16 protein-coding genes and 1 pseudogene are annotated in these 16,563 nt (G+C 75.0%); 4 read left to right on the top strand and 13 right to left on the bottom strand.

The window, feature by feature from the left end; all coding sequences use genetic code 11:
- Positions 1–86 precede the first annotated feature (86 nt).
- Entirely contained in the window at positions 87–923 is an 837-nt protein-coding gene (locus BJF77_RS08910) for an alpha/beta fold hydrolase (RefSeq protein WP_075871923.1), read from the top strand.
- 232 nt (positions 924–1,155) lie between these two features.
- On the opposite strand, the gene BJF77_RS08905 is transcribed toward BJF77_RS08910, so the two are convergent.
- From BJF77_RS08905 to BJF77_RS08885, 5 genes are all read right to left on the bottom strand, one after another.
- Positions 1,156–1,485 (bottom strand): antitoxin, encoded by a 330-nt coding sequence (locus BJF77_RS08905; protein WP_075871922.1) that lies wholly within the window; start codon positions 1,483–1,485, stop codon positions 1,156–1,158.
- A 160-nt stretch (positions 1,486–1,645) separates the two neighbouring features.
- Complete coding sequence (locus BJF77_RS08900) at positions 1,646–3,193, bottom strand: gluconokinase (protein ID WP_075871921.1); 1,548 nt, start codon at positions 3,191–3,193, stop codon at positions 1,646–1,648.
- Positions 3,193–4,212 (bottom strand): L-idonate 5-dehydrogenase, encoded by a 1,020-nt coding sequence (locus BJF77_RS08895; RefSeq protein WP_075871920.1) that lies wholly within the window; start codon positions 4,210–4,212, stop codon positions 3,193–3,195. Before BJF77_RS08895 ends, BJF77_RS08900 begins: the two co-directional genes overlap by 1 nt.
- Positions 4,213–4,276: 64 nt before the next feature.
- Positions 4,277–5,044 carry a glucose 1-dehydrogenase gene (locus BJF77_RS08890; protein ID WP_075871919.1) on the bottom strand — a complete coding sequence of 256 codons (768 nt, stop codon included), beginning with the start codon at positions 5,042–5,044 and terminating at the stop codon, positions 4,277–4,279.
- 7 nt (positions 5,045–5,051) lie between these two features.
- On the bottom strand, positions 5,052–6,431 hold the full coding sequence (locus tag BJF77_RS08885; protein WP_047803805.1) for a GntP family permease: 1,380 nt from the start codon (positions 6,429–6,431) through the stop codon (positions 5,052–5,054).
- Positions 6,432–6,573: 142 nt separating this feature from the next.
- On the opposite strand from BJF77_RS08885, the gene BJF77_RS08880 reads away from it, so the two are divergent.
- From BJF77_RS08880 to BJF77_RS08870, 3 genes are all read left to right on the top strand, one after another.
- The gene (locus BJF77_RS08880; protein ID WP_047803806.1) at positions 6,574–7,275 is read left to right on the top strand and encodes a FadR/GntR family transcriptional regulator; all 702 of its coding nucleotides are present in this window, start codon (positions 6,574–6,576) and stop codon (positions 7,273–7,275) included.
- 49 nt (positions 7,276–7,324) lie between these two features.
- Positions 7,325–7,804, top strand: a complete 480-nt coding sequence (locus BJF77_RS08875) for a nucleoside deaminase (RefSeq protein WP_075871918.1) — start codon at positions 7,325–7,327, stop codon at positions 7,802–7,804.
- 196 nt (positions 7,805–8,000) lie between these two features.
- Complete coding sequence (locus BJF77_RS08870) at positions 8,001–8,198, top strand: antitoxin (RefSeq protein ID WP_047803830.1); 198 nt, start codon at positions 8,001–8,003, stop codon at positions 8,196–8,198.
- A 98-nt stretch (positions 8,199–8,296) separates the two neighbouring features.
- Here BJF77_RS08870 and uvrA read toward each other — a convergent pair.
- The 8 genes and pseudogenes from uvrA to BJF77_RS08835 all read right to left on the bottom strand — a co-directional run bounded on the left by uvrA (position 8,297) and on the right by BJF77_RS08835 (position 16,488).
- Positions 8,297–10,755 (bottom strand): annotated as a pseudogene (gene uvrA / locus BJF77_RS08865) (excinuclease ABC subunit UvrA).
- A gap of 94 nt (positions 10,756–10,849) precedes the next feature.
- Entirely contained in the window at positions 10,850–11,680 is an 831-nt protein-coding gene (locus tag BJF77_RS08860; protein WP_075871917.1) for an FAD:protein FMN transferase, read from the bottom strand.
- Positions 11,677–11,805, bottom strand: a complete 129-nt coding sequence (locus tag BJF77_RS21590) for a hypothetical protein (RefSeq protein ID WP_255396193.1) — start codon at positions 11,803–11,805, stop codon at positions 11,677–11,679. Before BJF77_RS21590 ends, BJF77_RS08860 begins: the two co-directional genes overlap by 4 nt.
- A 198-nt stretch (positions 11,806–12,003) precedes the next feature.
- Entirely contained in the window at positions 12,004–12,417 is a 414-nt protein-coding gene (locus BJF77_RS08855; protein WP_139318492.1) for a hypothetical protein, read from the bottom strand.
- A 220-nt stretch (positions 12,418–12,637) separates the two neighbouring features.
- Positions 12,638–13,117 carry a hypothetical protein gene (locus tag BJF77_RS08850; protein WP_075871916.1) on the bottom strand — a complete coding sequence of 160 codons (480 nt, stop codon included), beginning with the start codon at positions 13,115–13,117 and terminating at the stop codon, positions 12,638–12,640.
- A gap of 417 nt (positions 13,118–13,534) precedes the next feature.
- Positions 13,535–13,840 (bottom strand): hypothetical protein, encoded by a 306-nt coding sequence (locus tag BJF77_RS08845; RefSeq protein ID WP_075871915.1) that lies wholly within the window; start codon positions 13,838–13,840, stop codon positions 13,535–13,537.
- Positions 13,841–13,876: 36 nt separating this feature from the next.
- Positions 13,877–15,589, bottom strand: coding sequence for an ABC-F family ATP-binding cassette domain-containing protein (locus BJF77_RS08840; RefSeq protein ID WP_075871914.1), 1,713 nt, complete (start codon positions 15,587–15,589; stop codon positions 13,877–13,879).
- A gap of 224 nt (positions 15,590–15,813) precedes the next feature.
- A complete protein-coding gene (locus BJF77_RS08835) occupies positions 15,814–16,488 on the bottom strand; it encodes a haloacid dehalogenase type II (RefSeq protein WP_053004955.1) in 675 nt (224 codons plus the stop codon).
- Positions 16,489–16,563 lie beyond the last annotated feature (75 nt).

The following is a 16,563-nucleotide window of genomic DNA, read 5'->3' as shown; positions in this document are numbered from 1 at the left end:
GCTCGAGGACGGTCGTTCCCTAGACTCGGACCGGTGAGAACGACCGTTCTCACGCGCAGTGCGAACGACCGAGAGGAAGAACCTCCATGGGGTACATCAGCGTCGGCACCGAGAACAGCACCGACATCGAGCTGTACTACGAGGACCACGGCAGCGGGCAGCCCGTGGTGCTGATCCACGGCTATCCGCTGGACGGGTCGTCCTGGGAGAAGCAGACCGTGGCCCTGCTCGAGGCCGGCCACCGCGTGATCACCTACGACCGGCGCGGCTTCGGCAGCTCCAGCAAGCCCACCACCGGCTACGACTACGACACCTTCGCCGCGGACCTGAACGCCGTGCTGACCCACCTCGACCTGCAGGACGCCGTCCTCGTGGGCTTCTCGATGGGCACCGGCGAGGTGGCGCGCTACCTCGGCACCTACGGTTCCGCCCGGGTGGCCAAGGCGGTCTTCCTCGGCTCGCTGGAGCCCTACCTGCTGCAGACGGACGACAACCCCACCGGCGTGCCGCAGGAGGTCTTCGACGGCCTCGCCGCCGCCGTGACCGCGGACCGGTACGCGTTCTTCACCGAGTTCTTCGGCAACTTCTACAACGCCGACACCTTCCTCGGCACGGACCGGCTCAGCCAGGAGATCGTGGACGCCAGCAAGAACATCGCGTTCCGCTCGGGCGCCGTGGCCTCCGTGGCCGCGCAGCCGACCTGGCTCACCGACTTCCGCGCCGACATCCCCCGGATCGACGTCCCGGTCCTGATCGTGCACGGCACCGCGGACAACATCCTGCCGATCGACGCCACCGGCCGGCAGTTCACCAAGGCGCTGCCGGAGGCGCGCTACGTCGAGATCGAGGGCGCCCCGCACGGCATGCTTTGGACGCACGCTCTCGAGGTGAACGAGGCGCTGCTGGACTTCCTCGCCGGCTGACCGGCCCGGCCCCGGATCGGCCGGGGGCGCCCGCTGGTGCGATCGATAACGAATGTGTAACGTAACGTCATGAGAACATCCCCCCGCGTTCTCCCGGACCATCGGCGTCCCCTGCGCGGGTGGTCCCACGGCCCCGGCCCGCCTCTCCCGGCGGACCGGGGCCGTCGTTCGTGCCTGATCAGGCCCCCGGCCGGGGGCCTGATCAGGCACGTGCTGCGGCGGTGCCGACCGCTCAGCCGCGGGGGTCGCGGTCCGGGCGGACTCCCCCCGGACCCTCACCGGGCCGGTCCGTGCCGCCGGGCCGGTCCGTCCCGCCGGGCCGGTCCGTTCCGCCCGGCCCGGCGCCCGGGGACCGGTCGTCCGGCGCGGTCCCCCCGGCGCCCCGGTGTCCGCCGAGGTAGTCCCGGGCCTTCTGCTGGACCGAGTCCACGTGCCGCTCGTACTTCCGTCCGGTGCGCTTGTCCACGAAGTTCCCGGCCTGGTCCAGGACCTTGTTCACCTTGTCCGGGTTGCGCTGCGCGAGCTGCTTGGCCTTCGCCGTGAGCCCCTTGAAGTTCACCATGACGTCTCCTTCCGAGAGCGGTCACCGCCGCGAGTCCGCCGCGGTGCTGTCACGACTCCATCATGCAGAGCTGTCGCCGCGCTGGCCAGCACCTGTGGCCCGCCCCGCCGGCCCCGGCGCTGAATATGCCCCCGAAGGCATACTCGGGCCGGGGCGGCGGTCAGTCCCGCTCCAGCGGCAGGGCGGGGGCCAGGCGCCGCAAGGACGTGAAGGTGGGGACGAGCGCCTCGTACAGCTGCTCGAAGACCGGCTGCAGGGAGGCGTAGACCGCGGCGTCGGCCGGGTCGGGGCGCAGGGTGGAGTCCACCTCGACGAGGTCCGCGGCCACGTCGATCGACTCGATGAGCCCCAGCGCCTGCATCCCGAGCAGCGCCGCGCCGAACCCGGAGCCCTCGTGCCCGGACGCGAAGGAGATGTCCGTGCCCAGCACGTCGGCGAGCATCTGCCGCCACAGGGGGCTGCGCGCGAACCCGCCCGTCGCCCGGATCTGCTCCACCCCCAGGCCTGCCGAGCGCATCGACTGCAGGACCAGGCCCAGCTGCTGGCACACCCCCTCCAGGGCCGCGCGCACCAGGTGCGCCCGTCCGTGCGCGCGCGTGAGCCCCACGTAGGCGCCCCGGGGCAGGGAGCTCCAGTGCGGGGCGCGCTCGCTCAGCAGATAGGGCAGCATGAGCAGCCCGCCGGAGCCGGCGGGGACGCTCTCGGCCAGCGCGCACAGGGCCTCCTGGGAGTCCTCACCGAGGTCCGGGGCGAGCGCGTCGCCCGCCCAGCCCAGGACCACGCCCCCGTTGTTGATGGCCCCGCCCACCACCCAGCGGCCGGGGGTCAGGGCGTAGCAGAACACCCGGCCCAGCGGGTCCACCACAGGACGGTCGACGACGACGCGCAGCGCGCCGCTCGTGCCGATCGAGCAGGCGGCCACCCCGGGCCGCACCGCCCCCAGCCCCAGGTTCGCGAGGGGCCCGTCGCTGGCGCCGACCACCACCGGCGTGCTCTCGGGCAGGCCGGTGGCCCGGGCGGTCGCCTCCGTGAGCCCGGGCAGGACGGTGGTGGTGGGCACCAGCTCCGGCAGCTGCTCGGGCAGGATCCCGGCCAGGGCCAGGGCCTCGTCGTCCCAGGTCAGTTCGTGGATGTTCATCAGCCCCGTGGCGGAGGCCACCGAGTGGTCCACCACGAGGGCGTTGCACAGCCGCAGCAGCACGAACTCCTTGATGCCGGCCCAGAAGGCGACCCGCTCGCACAGCTTGGGCTCCTGCTCGTGGAACCACACGAGCTTGGCCAGCGGTGACATCGGGTGCACGGGGGTGCCCGTGCGCCGGTGCAGCGCGAGTCCGCCCACGGCGGCGCGCAGCCGCTCCGCCTGCGCACTGGCCCGGGTGTCGGCCCAGGTGACGAGCGGGGTGAGGGGCTCCCCCTCGGGCGAGAGCCCGAGCAGGCCGTGCATCGCGGAGCTGAAGGACAGTCCGGCCACGCGCTCGGCCCCGACCTCCTCGACCACGGCGCGCACCGTGTCCAGGACGGCGCGGAGGATCAGCTGCGGGTCCTGCACGGCGTGGCCGCCGTGCGGCTCCTCCAGCGGATAGCCCGCCGAGGCGGAGGCGAGCTGCTCGCCGCCCACCGCGAACGCCACGGTCTTGGTGCTCGTGGTGCCGATGTCCACCCCGAGCACCACGGTGCCGGCGGTGGGATCTCCGTGCGGCCCGGTCATCAGCGGGTCTGCTGGCCGAAGGAGACGAGCACCTTGCCGGAGGCCGCGGAGTCCCGGGCCGCGGAGAAGGCCTCCAGGGCCCGCTCGGCCGGGATCTCGTGCGTGACGACGCCCTCGATCCCGGGGTGGGCGGCGAGCAGCTCGATCGCCTCGTCGATCTCGTCGTCGAAGCGGAACGAGCCGCGCAGCTGGAGTTCCTTGGACACCAGCGGGGCCAGGTTCACGGGCCGGGCCTCGTTCGGCACCATCCCCACCTGGACCACCACGGCCCCCCGTCGCGCCGCCGCCAGCGCGGGGCTCACGGCCGCGGGCACTCCCGAGCACTCCAGCACCACGTCGAAGGCCTCGGCCGGGAGCGGGTCCGCCCCGATCCGGACCGTGCCGTGCACACCCAGGGCCCGGGCCCGCTCCAGCGGGCCCTCGAGGACGTCGGTGGCCACGACCTCCGCCGCGCCGCGGGCCAGGGCCGCGGCCGCCGCGAGCAGCCCGATCGGCCCGGACCCGGAGACGAGCACCCGCCGGCCGGCCACGTCCCCGGCCACGGTCAGCCCGTGCAGCGCCACGGCCAGCGGCTCGGCCAGCGCGGCCCGGCGCAGCGGGAGGCCCTCCGGGAGCACCCGCACCATGTCCGGGCGCACCAGCAGGTATTCGCTCATCCCGCCCTGCGTGTGCGGCCGGGTGGCGGCGCTGCCCAGGTAGGCCCCGCCCGGCCACAGGTGGCGCCGGTCCTCGATCCCCGGCTCGGGGGTGCCGAACGTGGCCGGGTGCACCGTCACCGGGGTGCCCGGCGCGAGCTGGCCCGCGGGGTCGAGGTCCACCGTCCCGGAGACCTCGTGGCCGGGCACGAGCGGCTCCCGGACCACGTACTCCCCGTTGGCGCCCTCGGCCCAGTAGTGCAGGTCGGACCCGCACACCCCGCCGTAGGCGATCCGGAGCCGGAGCTGCCCCGCGGCCGGCTCCGGAATGGGCTGCTCCTCGACGCGCAGGTCCTGCTTGCCGTGGATGACGATGGCTCTCATGTGTTCTCTTCCTGGGACGCCCGGATCAGCTGGGACGTCCGGATCGGTGAGTGGCGGTTTCGGATCAGACGACGGAGGTCATGCCGCCGTCGACCAGGACGTTGTGCCCGGACACGAAGCTGGAGGCGTCCGAGCACAGGTAGATCAGCGTGCCCACGAGCTCCTCGACGCGCCCCCAGCGCTGGGCCGGGGTGCGGTCGACCACCCACGCGTTGAACGCCTCGTCCTCGATGAGGGCCTGGTTCATCTCCGTGGCGAAGTAGCCGGGGGAGATCGCGTTGACCTGGATGTTGTAGCGGGCCAGGTCGGCGGCCATCCCCTTGGTCAGCATGACCACCCCGCCCTTGGTGGCCGAGTACGGGGCGATGGTCTGCCGGGCGAGCACGGACTGCACCGAGGCGATGTTGACGATCTTGCCGGAGCCCCGCTCCTGCATCCCGGGGACCACGGCGCGGGAGACGTGGAAGGCGCTGGAGAGGTTCGCCGCGACGATGTCCTCCCAGTCCTGGGCGGTGAACTCGGCGAACGGGGCGCGGCGCTGGATCCCGGCGTTGTTCACCAGGATGTCCGGCACCCCGTGCTCGGCCACCACCGCCTCGATCCCCGACCGCACCGCATCGGCGTCGGTGAGGTCGAAGGCGGCCGTGGCCGGTGCCGTGCCCGTGCGGCCGGCGATCTCGTCGCGCACCCGGGCGAGGGCCTCGCCGTCGCGCCCGTGCAGGACCACGCGGGCGCCCGCCTCGGCGAGGCCCGCGGCCAGGGCCCGCCCCAGCCCCCGGGAGGACCCGGTGACGAGGGCGAGCCGGCCGGTGATGTCGAAGACGCTGTTCATGTCCACCTCAGGCGATGTAGAAGATGACGAGCACGATGGCGAAGCCCACCACGGACTGCAGGGCCTGCTGGACGGTCCACGTGCGCAGCGTGGTCTTGACGTCCATGCCCATGAGCCGGCCTACGAGCCAGAAGCCGGAGTCGTTGACGTGGCCGGCGAAGACCGACCCGGCGGCGGTGGCCAGCACGACGGCCGCGACCTCCACGGCGTTGAAGCCGCCCGCGGCCACGGCCGGGGCCATGAGGCCTGCGGCGGTGACGAGCGCCACGGTGGCCGAGCCCTGGGCCAGGCGCAGGACGACGGCGATGAGGTAGGCGGCGAAGATGACCGGCAGACCGATGCCGTCCAGGGAGGAGGCCAGGGCGTCGCCGATGCCGGAGGCCCGCAGGATGCCGCCGAACATGCCGCCGGCGCCGGTGATCAGGATGACCGAGGCCACCGGGCCCAGGGCCGAGTCGACGACCTTCTCCAGGGCGGTGCCGTGCTCGCCGCGGCGGGTGCCGAGGACGAACAGGGCCACGAGGACCGAGATCAGCAGGGCCACCGGGGAGGCGCCGACCATGGAGAGCGCGCCGTACCACGGGGCGTCCTCGGAGACCGTGCCGGCGGCGCGGAGGAAGTCCAGGCCGGTGTTCATGAAGATGAGCACCAGGGGCAGCAGGAGCAGGGCGATGATGGTGCCGACCTTGGGCGGGTTGGCCGGCTGGTCGTCGTCCATCTCGCCGAACAGGCCCGGCACGGGCAGGATGAACTTGGAGCCCACGCGCTTGCCCCACAGGTAGCCGGTGACGTACCAGAGCGGGAAGGCCAGCAGCAGGCCGATCAGCAGGACCATGCCGAGGTCGGCGCCGTAGAGCTCGGTGGCGGCCACGGGGCCCGGGTGCGGCGGCACGAAGACGTGCATCACCGAGAACGCACCGGCGGCGGGGATGCCGTAGAGCAGCACGTTGGTGCCGCTCACGCGGCGGGCGACGGCGAAGATGATGGGCAGCATGACCACCAGGCCGGCGTCGAAGAAGATCGGGAAGCCCATGATCAGCGAGGCGATGCCGAGGCCGAAGGGGGCCCGCTTCTCGCCGAAGATGTCCACGAGCTTGTCGGCGAGCACCCTGGCGCCGCCGCTGTGCTCCACGAGCTTGCCGAGCATGGCGCCGAGGCCGATCAGCAGGGCCACCGAGCCGAGCGTGCCGCCGAAGGCCTCCACGGCGGTGTCCACGATCAGCGCCGGCGGGATGCCCGTGGCGAGCGCGGTCAGCAGCGCCACGAGGATCAGGGTCAGGAACGCGTGCAGCTTGAACTTGATCACCAGGATCAGGATCAGCGCGATGGCGGCGGCCGCGATGCCCAGCAGGGGGGCGGTTCCGAGGGTTTGTGTCCAGTCTTCCACTGAGGGTCTCCGTGATCTCGGGCCTGCGCGCAGGCCTTTCGGGTGCTCGTCGTGATCCACGACACGCGCTAGGCTGACAGAAAGATCATACTTTTGGCAACAGCGGGCACGTCATGTGCGCCGCGAGAGGGACGGGGCCGGGATGCACGGGGTGGAGCAGCACAGCGGCGTGCTGGATCGGCTCGGCCGCAGCATCGCCTCGGGCGACCGCGTGCCCGGCACGGTCCTGACACTCGCCGGCCTCGAGGAGGAGTTCGGGGTCTCCCGCACCCTCGTGCGCGAGGTCGTGCGGGTTCTCGAGTCCATGGGCATGCTGGAGTCGCGGCGTCGCGTGGGCGTCACCGTGCGGCCGCCCCGGGACTGGAACCCGTTCGACCCCCGGCTGATCCGGTGGCGGCTCGGCGGCCCCGGGCGGGACGCCCAGCTGCTGAGCCTCACCGAGCTGCGCGCGGCGATCGAACCCATGGCGGCCCGGCTCGCCGCCGCGCGGGCGGACGAGTCCACCCGCCGCCGTCTCGTGGAGCTGGCCGCCCGGCTCAAGGAGCTGGGCCAGGCCCACCGCGGCACGGACCCGGAGTACCTGGCGACCGACATCGCCTACCACGAGCTGCTGCTGGCGGCCAGCGGCAACCCCATGCTCGCCGCCCTGGGCGGGGTGGTGGCCGAGGTGCTCTCCGGGCGCACCGCGCTGGGGCTCATGCCCCGGGACCCCGCTCCCGGGGCGCTCGAGGACCACGAGGCCACGGCCGCCGCCGTCGCCTCCGGGGACGCCGCCACGGCCGAGGCCCGGGCGCGGGCCGTGGTGACGGAGGTGCTCGAGGAGGTCGCCGACGGGACCGGGTGACGCCCCGGTCCTGCCGGCGGGCGGACCGGACGACTCGTAGGCTGAGCCCATGGGCATCTCCGAGACCGACCGCGGGCACCTGCGACGCTGTGTGGAACTGGCCCGCGAGGCCCTCGACGCCGGGGACGAGCCGTTCGGCTCGGTGCTCGTCTCGGCGCGAGGCGAGGTGCTGTTCGAGGACCGCAACCGGGTGGCCGGCGGTGACGCCACCCGGCATCCCGAGTTCGAGATCGCCCGCTGGGCAGCCGCTCACCTCGCCCCGGGAGAGCGCTCCGCGGCCACGGTCTACACCTCGGGCGAGCACTGCCCCATGTGCTCGGCCGCGCACGCCTGGGTGGGGCTGGGCCGCATCGTCCACGCCTCCTCCTCCGCGCAGCTGGTCCGGTGGCTGCAGGAGCTCGGCGTCCCGCCCGCCCCGGTCGCGGCGCTGCCGATCTCCCAGGTGGCCCCGGACGTGCCGGTGGACGGCCCGTGCCCCGACCTGGCCCCGGAGGTGCGGACCCTGCACGCCACCCGCCACGCCCGCTGACCCCCTCTACCCCTCCGCTGCCCGCCACTGCCCGCGAGATTGCCCGGGGCGGCGACCGGGCACGGTCGCGTCGCCGTGAGCCGCGATCTCGGCGCGGGGTGGCCAGGGCCCCCGCCCGGAGGCCAGGATGGGAGGGTCCCTCCGGCGGGCGCGCCCCCACCGGAACCGATCGACGAAGGGAACGACCGTGGTGGACATGGGAGGATTCGCGGACAAGGCGAAGGACTTCGCGGAGCAGCACCCGGACAAGGTGCAGCAGGGCATCGACCGCGGCGGCGACGCCGTGGACGAGCGCACCGGCAACAAGTACGAGAGCCAGGTGGACCAGGGCCAGGAGAAGGCCGGGGACTTCCTCGGCACCGGCCAGCAGGACCAGAAGGACCAGCAGAACTGATCCCCGGCAGCCCCCCAGCCCCCGCCCGCCGACCGGCGCGCGGGGGCTGCGCCGTTCCGGCCCCCTCCCCCGCCGAGGTGGCTGGAGGAGGGACCGGGTCAGCGCAGGGCTGCGGCCAGGTAGGGGGCGGTGCGGCTCGACGGGCACGCCGCGACCTCGGCGGGGGTGCCGGCGCAGAGGATCCGCCCGCCGGCCTCGCCGCCGGACGGGCCCATGTCGATCACCCAGTCCGACGACGCCACCACGTCCATGGCGTGCTCCACCACCACCACGGTGTTGCCCGCGTCCACGAGCCGGTTCAGCTGGCCCAGCAGCGCCTGCACGTCCTGGGGGTGCAGCCCGGTGGTGGGCTCGTCCAGGAGGTAGAGGGTGTGCCCGCGCCGGGCCCGCTGCAGCTCCGTGGCCAGCTTGATCCGCTGGGCCTCGCCGCCGGAGAGCTCGGTGGCCGGCTGGCCCAGCCGCAGGTAGCCGAGGCCCACGTCGAGCAGGGCGCGCAGGCTGCGCGCGGCGGCCGGGACGTCGGCGAGGAACTCCGCGGCCGTCTCCACCCGCATGCCCAGCACGTCGGCGATGCTCCGGCCCCGGTGGGTGACCTCCAGCGTCTCGGGGTTGTAGCGCGCGCCCCGGCAGTCGGGGCAGGGGCCGTAGGTGCCGGGCAGGAAGAGCAGCTCCACGGCGAGGAAGCCCTCCCCCTGGCAGGTCTCGCACCGCCCGCCGGCCACGTTGAAGGAGAACCGCCCGGCCCCGTAGCCCCGGGCCCGGGCCTCGTCGGTGGCGGCGTAGAGCTTCCGGACCGCGTCGAAGAGCCCGGTGTAGGTGGCCAGGTTGGAGCGCGGGGTGCGGCCGATGGGCCGCTGGTCCACGCGGATCAGCCGGTCCAGGTGCTCCAGGCCCTCGGCGGAGCCCACCCGCGCCCCGGGGGCGGGCGCCGCCTCGTCGTCGCCCGTGGACCCCGGCCCGCCGTGCAGGTGCCGGCCCGCGGTCTCGGCCAGGACCTGGCTGACCAGGGTGGACTTGCCCGAGCCGGAGACCCGGTGACGGCGGTGAGCACGCCCAGGGGGATCTCGGCGTCGAGGTCGACGAGGTTGTGGCGGCTCACCCCGCGCAGCTGAAGCCACCGCTCGGGCCGCCGGGCGGCGGGCGCCGGTGCGGCGGCCGCCGGGTCCGGGAACAGGAACGGGCGGGTGACGGACGCGGGGACCTCGGCCAGCCCCGGCACGGGACCGCTGTAGAGCACCGAGCCGCCCCGGTCCCCGGCCTGCGGGCCCACGTCCACGACCCAGTCGGCCCGGCGGACCACGGCCATGTCGTGCTCCACCACGAACACCGAGTTGCCGGAGGCCTTCAGCTCCTCCAGCACCGCCAGCAGCGGCTCGGCGTCGGCCGGATGCAGGCCCGCGGAGGGCTCGTCGAGCACGTAGACCACCCCGAACAGTCCCGACCTCAGCTGGGTGGCGATGCGCAGCCGCTGCATCTCCCCCGGGGAGAGCGTGGGGGTGGACCGGTCCAGGCTCAGGTAGCCCAGACCCAGGCCGAGGAGCACCTCCAGCCGGGCGAGCAGGTCCCGGGCGATGGTGACGGCCGCCTGGCTGCGCTCCCCGGAGGTCACCGCGCGCGAGGCGGTCCCGGCCTGCTCCAGCCCGGCCGTCGGGCGCACCGCCTCGGCCAGCTCGGCCAGGGTCGCCCCGTTGAACTCTGCGATGGTCCGGCCCCCGAAGGTCACGGCGAGCGCCTCCGGGCGCAGGCCGGCGCCACCGCACACCCGGCACGGGCCGGTGACCACGAAGCGCAGGGCGCGCTCGCGCATCTGCGGGCTCGCGGAGTCCGCCAGGGTGTGCAGGACGTGGCTGCGGGCGCTCCAGAACCGGCCTTTGTAGGGCTTCGCCACGCGGTCCCGCTGCGGGGTGATCTCCACGACCGGCTGCTCCTCGGTGAACAGGATCCAGTCCCGGACGTCCCGGGGCAGCTCCTGCCACGGGACGTCGACGTCGTGGCCCAGGTGCACGAGGATGTCCCGCAGGTTCTTGCCCTGCCACGCGCCGGGCCAGGCGGCCACCGCGCCCTCGCGGATGCTCAGCCCGGGGTCCGGGACCAGGGAGGACTCGGTGACGTCGTGCACGGTGCCCAGGCCGGAGCACTCGGGACACGCGCCGGCGGCGGTGTTGGGCGAGAAGGCGTCGGAGTCCAGGCTGCCCTCGGCGCCTTCGGGGTAGGTGCCCGCCCGGGAGAAGAGCATGCGCACCGAGTTGGACAGCGTGGTCAGGGTGCCCACCGTGGAGCGGGAGCTGGGGGCGCCGCGCCGCTGCTGGAGGGCCACGGCGGGCGGGAGACCGGTGATCTCCTCCACGGCGGGGTTGTGCCCCTGCTGGATCAGGCGCCGGGCGTAGGGCGCGACGGACTCCAGGTAGCGCCGCTGGGCCTCGGCGTAGACGGTGCCGAAGGCCAGGGAGGACTTCCCGGAGCCGGAGACGCCGGTGAAGGCGACGATCGCGTCGCGCGGGATGTCCACGTCCACGTGGCGCAGGTTGTGCTCGGAGGCCCCGCGGACCCGGACCATGCCGGAGCGGGCGGCGACGGGGACGATGGCCGCAGTGGTGTCGAGGTCGATGCTCACCGCGTCCACCCTAGCGACCGCGGGCGCGCGGCGGGACTCAGCCGGTCCGGTGCCGGTCCCGGCCGATCGTCCACGCGGTGTCCGCGGGAGCGGGGTCCACCACCCACGCGGACCACTCGTCCAGGCCGGTGAACCAGCGGGCCCCGTCCCGGCCGGCCACCACGAGGGCCGTGGCCAGGATCCCGGCCAGGCGCGCGTCCGGGCCGACGACGGTCGCGGAGCGGGCCCCGGCCGCGGGCCGACCGGTGCGGGGGTCGACGATGTGGGCGGGCCGTTCGTAGGTCCCGGAGGTCGAGACCGCCCCGTCGCCGGGCAGGACGGTCCACGAGAGCGCGCCGGGATCGTCCGGGTGGCGGATCCCCACCGCCCAGGGCTCCCCGGGTGCCGCGACCCCGCGGGTGACCACGTCCCCGCCGGCGTCGATGCACACGTTCGCGCAGCCGGCGCGGACCAGGTCGTCGGCGAGCCGCTCCGCGGCCCAGGCCTTGACGTAGCCGGAGGGGTCGAAGCCGCCGCGCACGGCCCAGGGGTCGAAGCAGCCGCCGGTCAGCAGCCGCCCCTCCCGGCAGCGGAGGAGCACGTCGAGCAGGGCCCCCTGCGCCGGGTCGCCCCGGGTGAGCCGGCGCTCGTCGAGCAGACCGGTCCGCAGGGCGGTCACCAGGGAGTCGGGCCGGTAGGTCGAGAAGACGGCGTCGACCCAGCCCATGTTGGCCACGGCCACGTCCAGGGCGTGCTGCACGACGCGCTCGGCCGGCAGGGCGTCCTCCCCGGCGCGGACGTCGACGGTCACCGTGGTGCCCCAGATCCGCTCCCGGTGGAGGTGCCGCCGGCCCTTGGGGCGGCGCAGCTCGACGGCGGGGGCGCTCATGACCGGGCCCGGTCCACGAGCTCCCGGAAGGCGGAGCGGTAGCCCCGCACGGCGTGGTCGGCCCCGCTCACGGCGTCGATCCGCGCCGGCTGCCTCGTGAGGACCTCCTCCTGGAGGACGGGCACGGCGCGGTCGTCGGTCCACTGCGGGGGGCGGGGGGAAACGGCGGTGCGGTCGATGCGCTCGACTCTAGGTCGGGGGACGGGGACCGGGCAGTGGACTTTCGGGCAGAGTTCCCGGGCCCCGGTGCCCGGAGTGCGCTCGGCGGGCGGCCCCGCCCCTCGCCGGCGCGGGGGTCGACGCGGAGCGGGGCCGGGCCGCGGTCAGTCCCTGATCTCGATGACCTGCAGCGGCAGGTTGGTGCCGGTCCCGCAGAACTCGGCCTGGCACTCCTGGATGAACCCGGAGATGACGGCCGGCCCCTCGTCGAAGGCCATGTTGAAGGCCACGGCCTGGTAGTCCATCTCGATCTCGCCGCCCTCACAGACCCACTGCTCGAAATAGCTGCCGTTGGCGATGCGACCCTCGGAGACCCGCTGGGTCACGCTCAGGGAGACGAAGACGTTGCTGCCCGCGGTGCAGGAGACCGTGTAGGTGCCCTGGACGGCCGCCCCCTCGGCGATCCGCGTGGCGTCGCTGATGTCGGAGATCACCATCGCCTGCGCCGGTGCGGCGGCGGCGAGGCCGACTCCCGCCGCGAAGACGGCGGCCGTGACTGCCCTGGTGGTTCTTCTCATGGTTCTGTCCCATCCGGTGGAGAAGCGGGGACCGCTTCGCGACTGGTGCCGGCTCGCGGCGTCCCCCCGGACGCCCGTCGAACCCCGTGTCTGTACGACATCCCCAACGTAGGCGCAGGTCAGCGGGCACGGCCGACGTGGCGGGAAGATGACGGACACGATTCGGACACGACCTCGCCGGAAAGTCCTCCTGCAGGACGTGACGGGCGGAACGCGTTGCTCAGAAGGCGTCGCCGATCGGCACCGGGCGGCCCTGCCGGTCGAGGTAGTAGGCCCCGGCGTCGCCGATGTGGGCGGCGAGCGTGTCCTCGAACGCCTGGTCGGCCCGCTCGTCGCGGTGAGGACCGGGGTGACCGGCCGGCCGGTGGCAGCGCAGGACGTCGGAGCGGTCCTCGAGCCCGCACGTCGCGCCGTCCGCCGCCGGGCGGACCGGCGGCGCCGGGCGGTCGGCCGCGGTGTCCCGCCCGAGCGCGGCGACGGCCACGAGCAGCAGGGCTGTCGCGGTGACCAGCGGCACGACCGGCGCGACCCGGGTGGACGCGGCCAGGACCAGGGCGAGCACGAGGAGCGCCAGCAGGGCGAGCACGGCGGCCCGTTCGATCGTGCGGTCGGGCGCACGGTGGCGCCCCGCCCCCCGGTCGGAGGCGCGGCGCGCGGTCCCGGGCACCTCGGGCAGTTCGGGAACGAGTGGTGTGGTCACGGCGGTCCTTTCGCGTCCGGCCCGTCCGCGGCGCACGACCGTCAGGACGAGCGGCACGGACCGGCGAGCGGCCCCGGCGGGCGGCCTCGGCCGGAGTCCCCCCGATCGCCCGTGCCGGGGATGGCCTCATCCTGACCCCGCGGGGCGGCCGACCGGAACCGTGTGCTCGTCCGTGACCCGCCTGCGACGACGCCGGGCACCCGTGGTCACCGGTCGGCGCCGCGGCGGGGCGGACCCGTGCCCCCGCGCTGACGTGCGGTGCCGCCGCGCGCTGGGGGGTCGCCGGTCCCCGCAGGAGCGCGCCGTCCGGCCCTGCCCCCTCTTGTGGGGCTGGACCGGACGGCGGTCGATCAGGGCGGGCACGGCGCACTCGCGCCCACGCGGAGCCGAGCGGAGCGGAGCAGGGCCCCGGCGGGGTCAGTTCCCGCCCTGTCCCTCCTCCTGCTGGCCGTCCTCGTAGGGCAGCTCGCCCTCCGTGGCGCTCTCCTCCTCCGGCGTGCTCTCCTCCTCGCCGATGGTCTCCCCGCTGCCGGCGGTCTCCTCGCTCTCGGCGGTCTCCTGGGTGCCGGCGGTCTCCTCGGTCCCGGTGGTGGCCTCCTGCTCGATGCTCTCCTCGCCTCCCGGCTCCGTGTTGTCGCACCCGGTGACGCCCAGCGCCGCGAACGGCAGGGTCGCGATCACCAGCACCTTCCGCCACCAGTTCCTGTCCGCTGCTGCGGCCATGTCTCCTCCTCCGTGGGTTGTCGACGGACCCCAACACTAAGCCAGCTTCCGAACACCCTCAAGGGTCGCCCCGCGCCCCACCGCGGACCTGTCCGCCGCGGCGGGCCGCACCGAGAGCACCCGGCCGGTCCAGCGCCGCCGGATCCACCGGTCGTGGGTGGCCAGCACCACGGTGCCCGGGAAGTCCTCCAGGGCCTGCTCGAGCTCCTCCGCCAGCGCCAGGGACAGGTGGTTGGTCGGCTCGTCCAGCAGCAGCAGCGGGGCGGGATCGGCGACCAGGGCCGCGAGCGCCACCCGGCGGCGCTGGCCGGGGGACAGCTCCCCGAGGGGGCGGGCGGCGTCCTCGTCCCGCAGCAGCCCGAGGTCGCGCAGGGTCGGGGCGCGGACGGGGTCCCGCAGGCGGGCGCGGCAGGCCGCCTCGGCGGGCACCGCGAGGTCCGGCCAGTCGTCCTCCTGGGCCAGGCGCCCGACGACGGCGCCGCCCCGACGTTCCACGGTGCCCGCGTCGGGGCGCAGCTCGCCCGCCAGCACGGAGAGCAGCGTGGACTTCCCCGTGCCGTTCGGGCCCTGGACCAGCACCCGGTCCCCGGCGTGCAGCACCAGGTCGGTCGGGGCCAGCCGCCCCGCGACGGCCGCCCCGCTCAGCCGGAGCAGGGTGCCGGCGGCGTCGTCGTCCGCGGTCCCGGCGATCCCCGCGAAGCGCAGCGGGGCCGGCGGCGCGCCGACGGCGGTGCGCTCGAGCGCATCGAGCCGCTGGCGGGCCGAGCGGACCCGGCCGCCGATGGTCTTGGCGGCGCGGTCGCTGTAGAACTTGCGCGTGATGCGGCCCTCGGACTTGGGAGCGGTGGTGTGGAAGATCTCCCGCCCGGAGACGTCGACGACCTCCTGCAGCCGCTGCCGCTCCTCCTGCTGGGCCGTGAAGCGCTCGCCCCAGCGGCGGCGGGCGGACTCGCGCCGGTCCAGGTAGGCCGAGTAGCCGCCGGTGGACACGGTGCCCTGCCGGGCCGGGCCGCCGGCGGACTCGTCCGGGCCCAGCGCGGGGTCGAGGTCGACCACCCCGGTGGCGGCGGCGTCCAGGAACCAGCGGTCGTGGCTGGCCATGAGCACGGGCCCCCGCCAGGCGGCCAGCTCGGCCACGAGGAAGTCCACGGCGGCGTCGTCGAGGTGGTTGGTCGGCTCGTCGAGCAGCAGGGCCGTGGGCCGGGACAGCAGCAGCGCGGCGAGGGCGAGCCGCCGCTGCTGGCCGCCGGAGGCCTCCCCGATCCGGCGGTCCCGGGGCAGCCCGCCGAGGCCCAGGCCGCCGAGGACCGCCTCGATCCGGGCGTCGAGGGCCCAGAGGCCCTGGCGTTCCGCGTCGCGCAGGACGGTGTCGTAGGCGTCGGCGGTCGCGGGGTCGCCGGGGTCCTGGGCGATCCCGGCGGCGAGCGCGGCGAGGCGGTGCTCCAGGGCGCGGACGTCGGCGACGGCGTCCTCGACCACCGTCCCCACCGTGACCCGCCCGGGCAGGTCCAGCTGCTGCCGGAGCAGCCCGGTGCGCTCGGGGCGGTGGACGGTGCCGGCGGCGGGCACCAGCAGACCGGCGGCCAGGTGCAGCAGGGTGGTCTTGCCGGCGCCGTTCTCGCCGATGAGGCCGATGTGCCCACCGGCCGGAACGGTCAGGGAGACGTCGGTGAGGACGCGGCGGCCGGGAAAGCCGAAGGCGACGCCGTCCAGGCGCAGGTGCAGGGGGCGGTGCGGGGCCGAGGCCATGGTGGGGTCCTGTCGATGCGGGAGCGGGGCCCGCCGGGCCGGTGCGGCACCGGATGCGCGGAGCCGCACGGGCTCGGATCGACGGTGCCGGCCGCGGACGCGGGCCGGGGCATCAGGACGAGAACATGGCCCCAAGCTACGCCGGCGGCCGCCGCGCGGCAAGGACCCGGGCGACGACGGCGTCCAGGCGGCCGGCGCGGTGCGGCGGGTCGCGGCACCGCGGATCAGGCCGGGGAGCCGCCCAGCTGCGCGGCCAGGGACGGGAGGTCGGCCACCTCGAGGTCCGGCTGGGCGAAGTAGCCCGGGTACTGGGCTCCGGTGCGGTTGAGCCACGCCGTCCGCAGTCCCGCCTCGTGCGCCCCGTGGACGTCCCACGGGTGCACGGCGACCAGCAGCATCTGCTCGGCCGGGCGGCCGCACTGCGCCGCGGCGTAGGCGTAGGCGGACCGGGCCGGCTTCCAGGCCGGGGCGTCGTCGACGCTGAGCAGGGTCCGGAAGCGCTCCCGGACCCCGGCCCGGCCGAGCAGGCCCTCGGCCACGCTCGCGGAACCGTTGCTCAGCGTGACCAGCTCGGCCAGCGGGCTCAGGGCCTCGATCCCGGCGACGACGTCGGGGTGCACCTCCAGGCTCCTGAGCGCGGACAGGATCGAGCCCGCGGCGGCCTCGTCCGCCCCGTCGCCGGCCTCCGCCAGCAGGCGCACGAGGCTGTCCTGGGCGATCTCGGCGAAGCCCGCGTTGCCGCCGGCGGCCGTGACGGCGAAGCCGTCGCGGAGGATGCCGGCGAACCAGACCTGCGCCAGGTGGGCGGGGGCGCCGGCCGCGGCGAAGGCCTCCCCCAGCGGGGCCATGTCCGACAGGGTCTCGTTGACGTCGAAGACGATCGTCCGGGGACTGCTCACCACGTTCTCACCTCACGGTTGTCGATGCTGTGCACGGGTCCGGTGCACGGCCGGGCGGCGTGCTGACGAGCCTAC

Source organism: Kocuria sp. CNJ-770 (genome assembly GCF_001942375.1).
Lineage (GTDB): Bacteria > Actinomycetota > Actinomycetes > Actinomycetales > Micrococcaceae > Kocuria > Kocuria oceani.
Note: the sequence above shows the minus strand (reverse complement) of the source record. Positions and strands in the feature narration are given on the sequence as shown.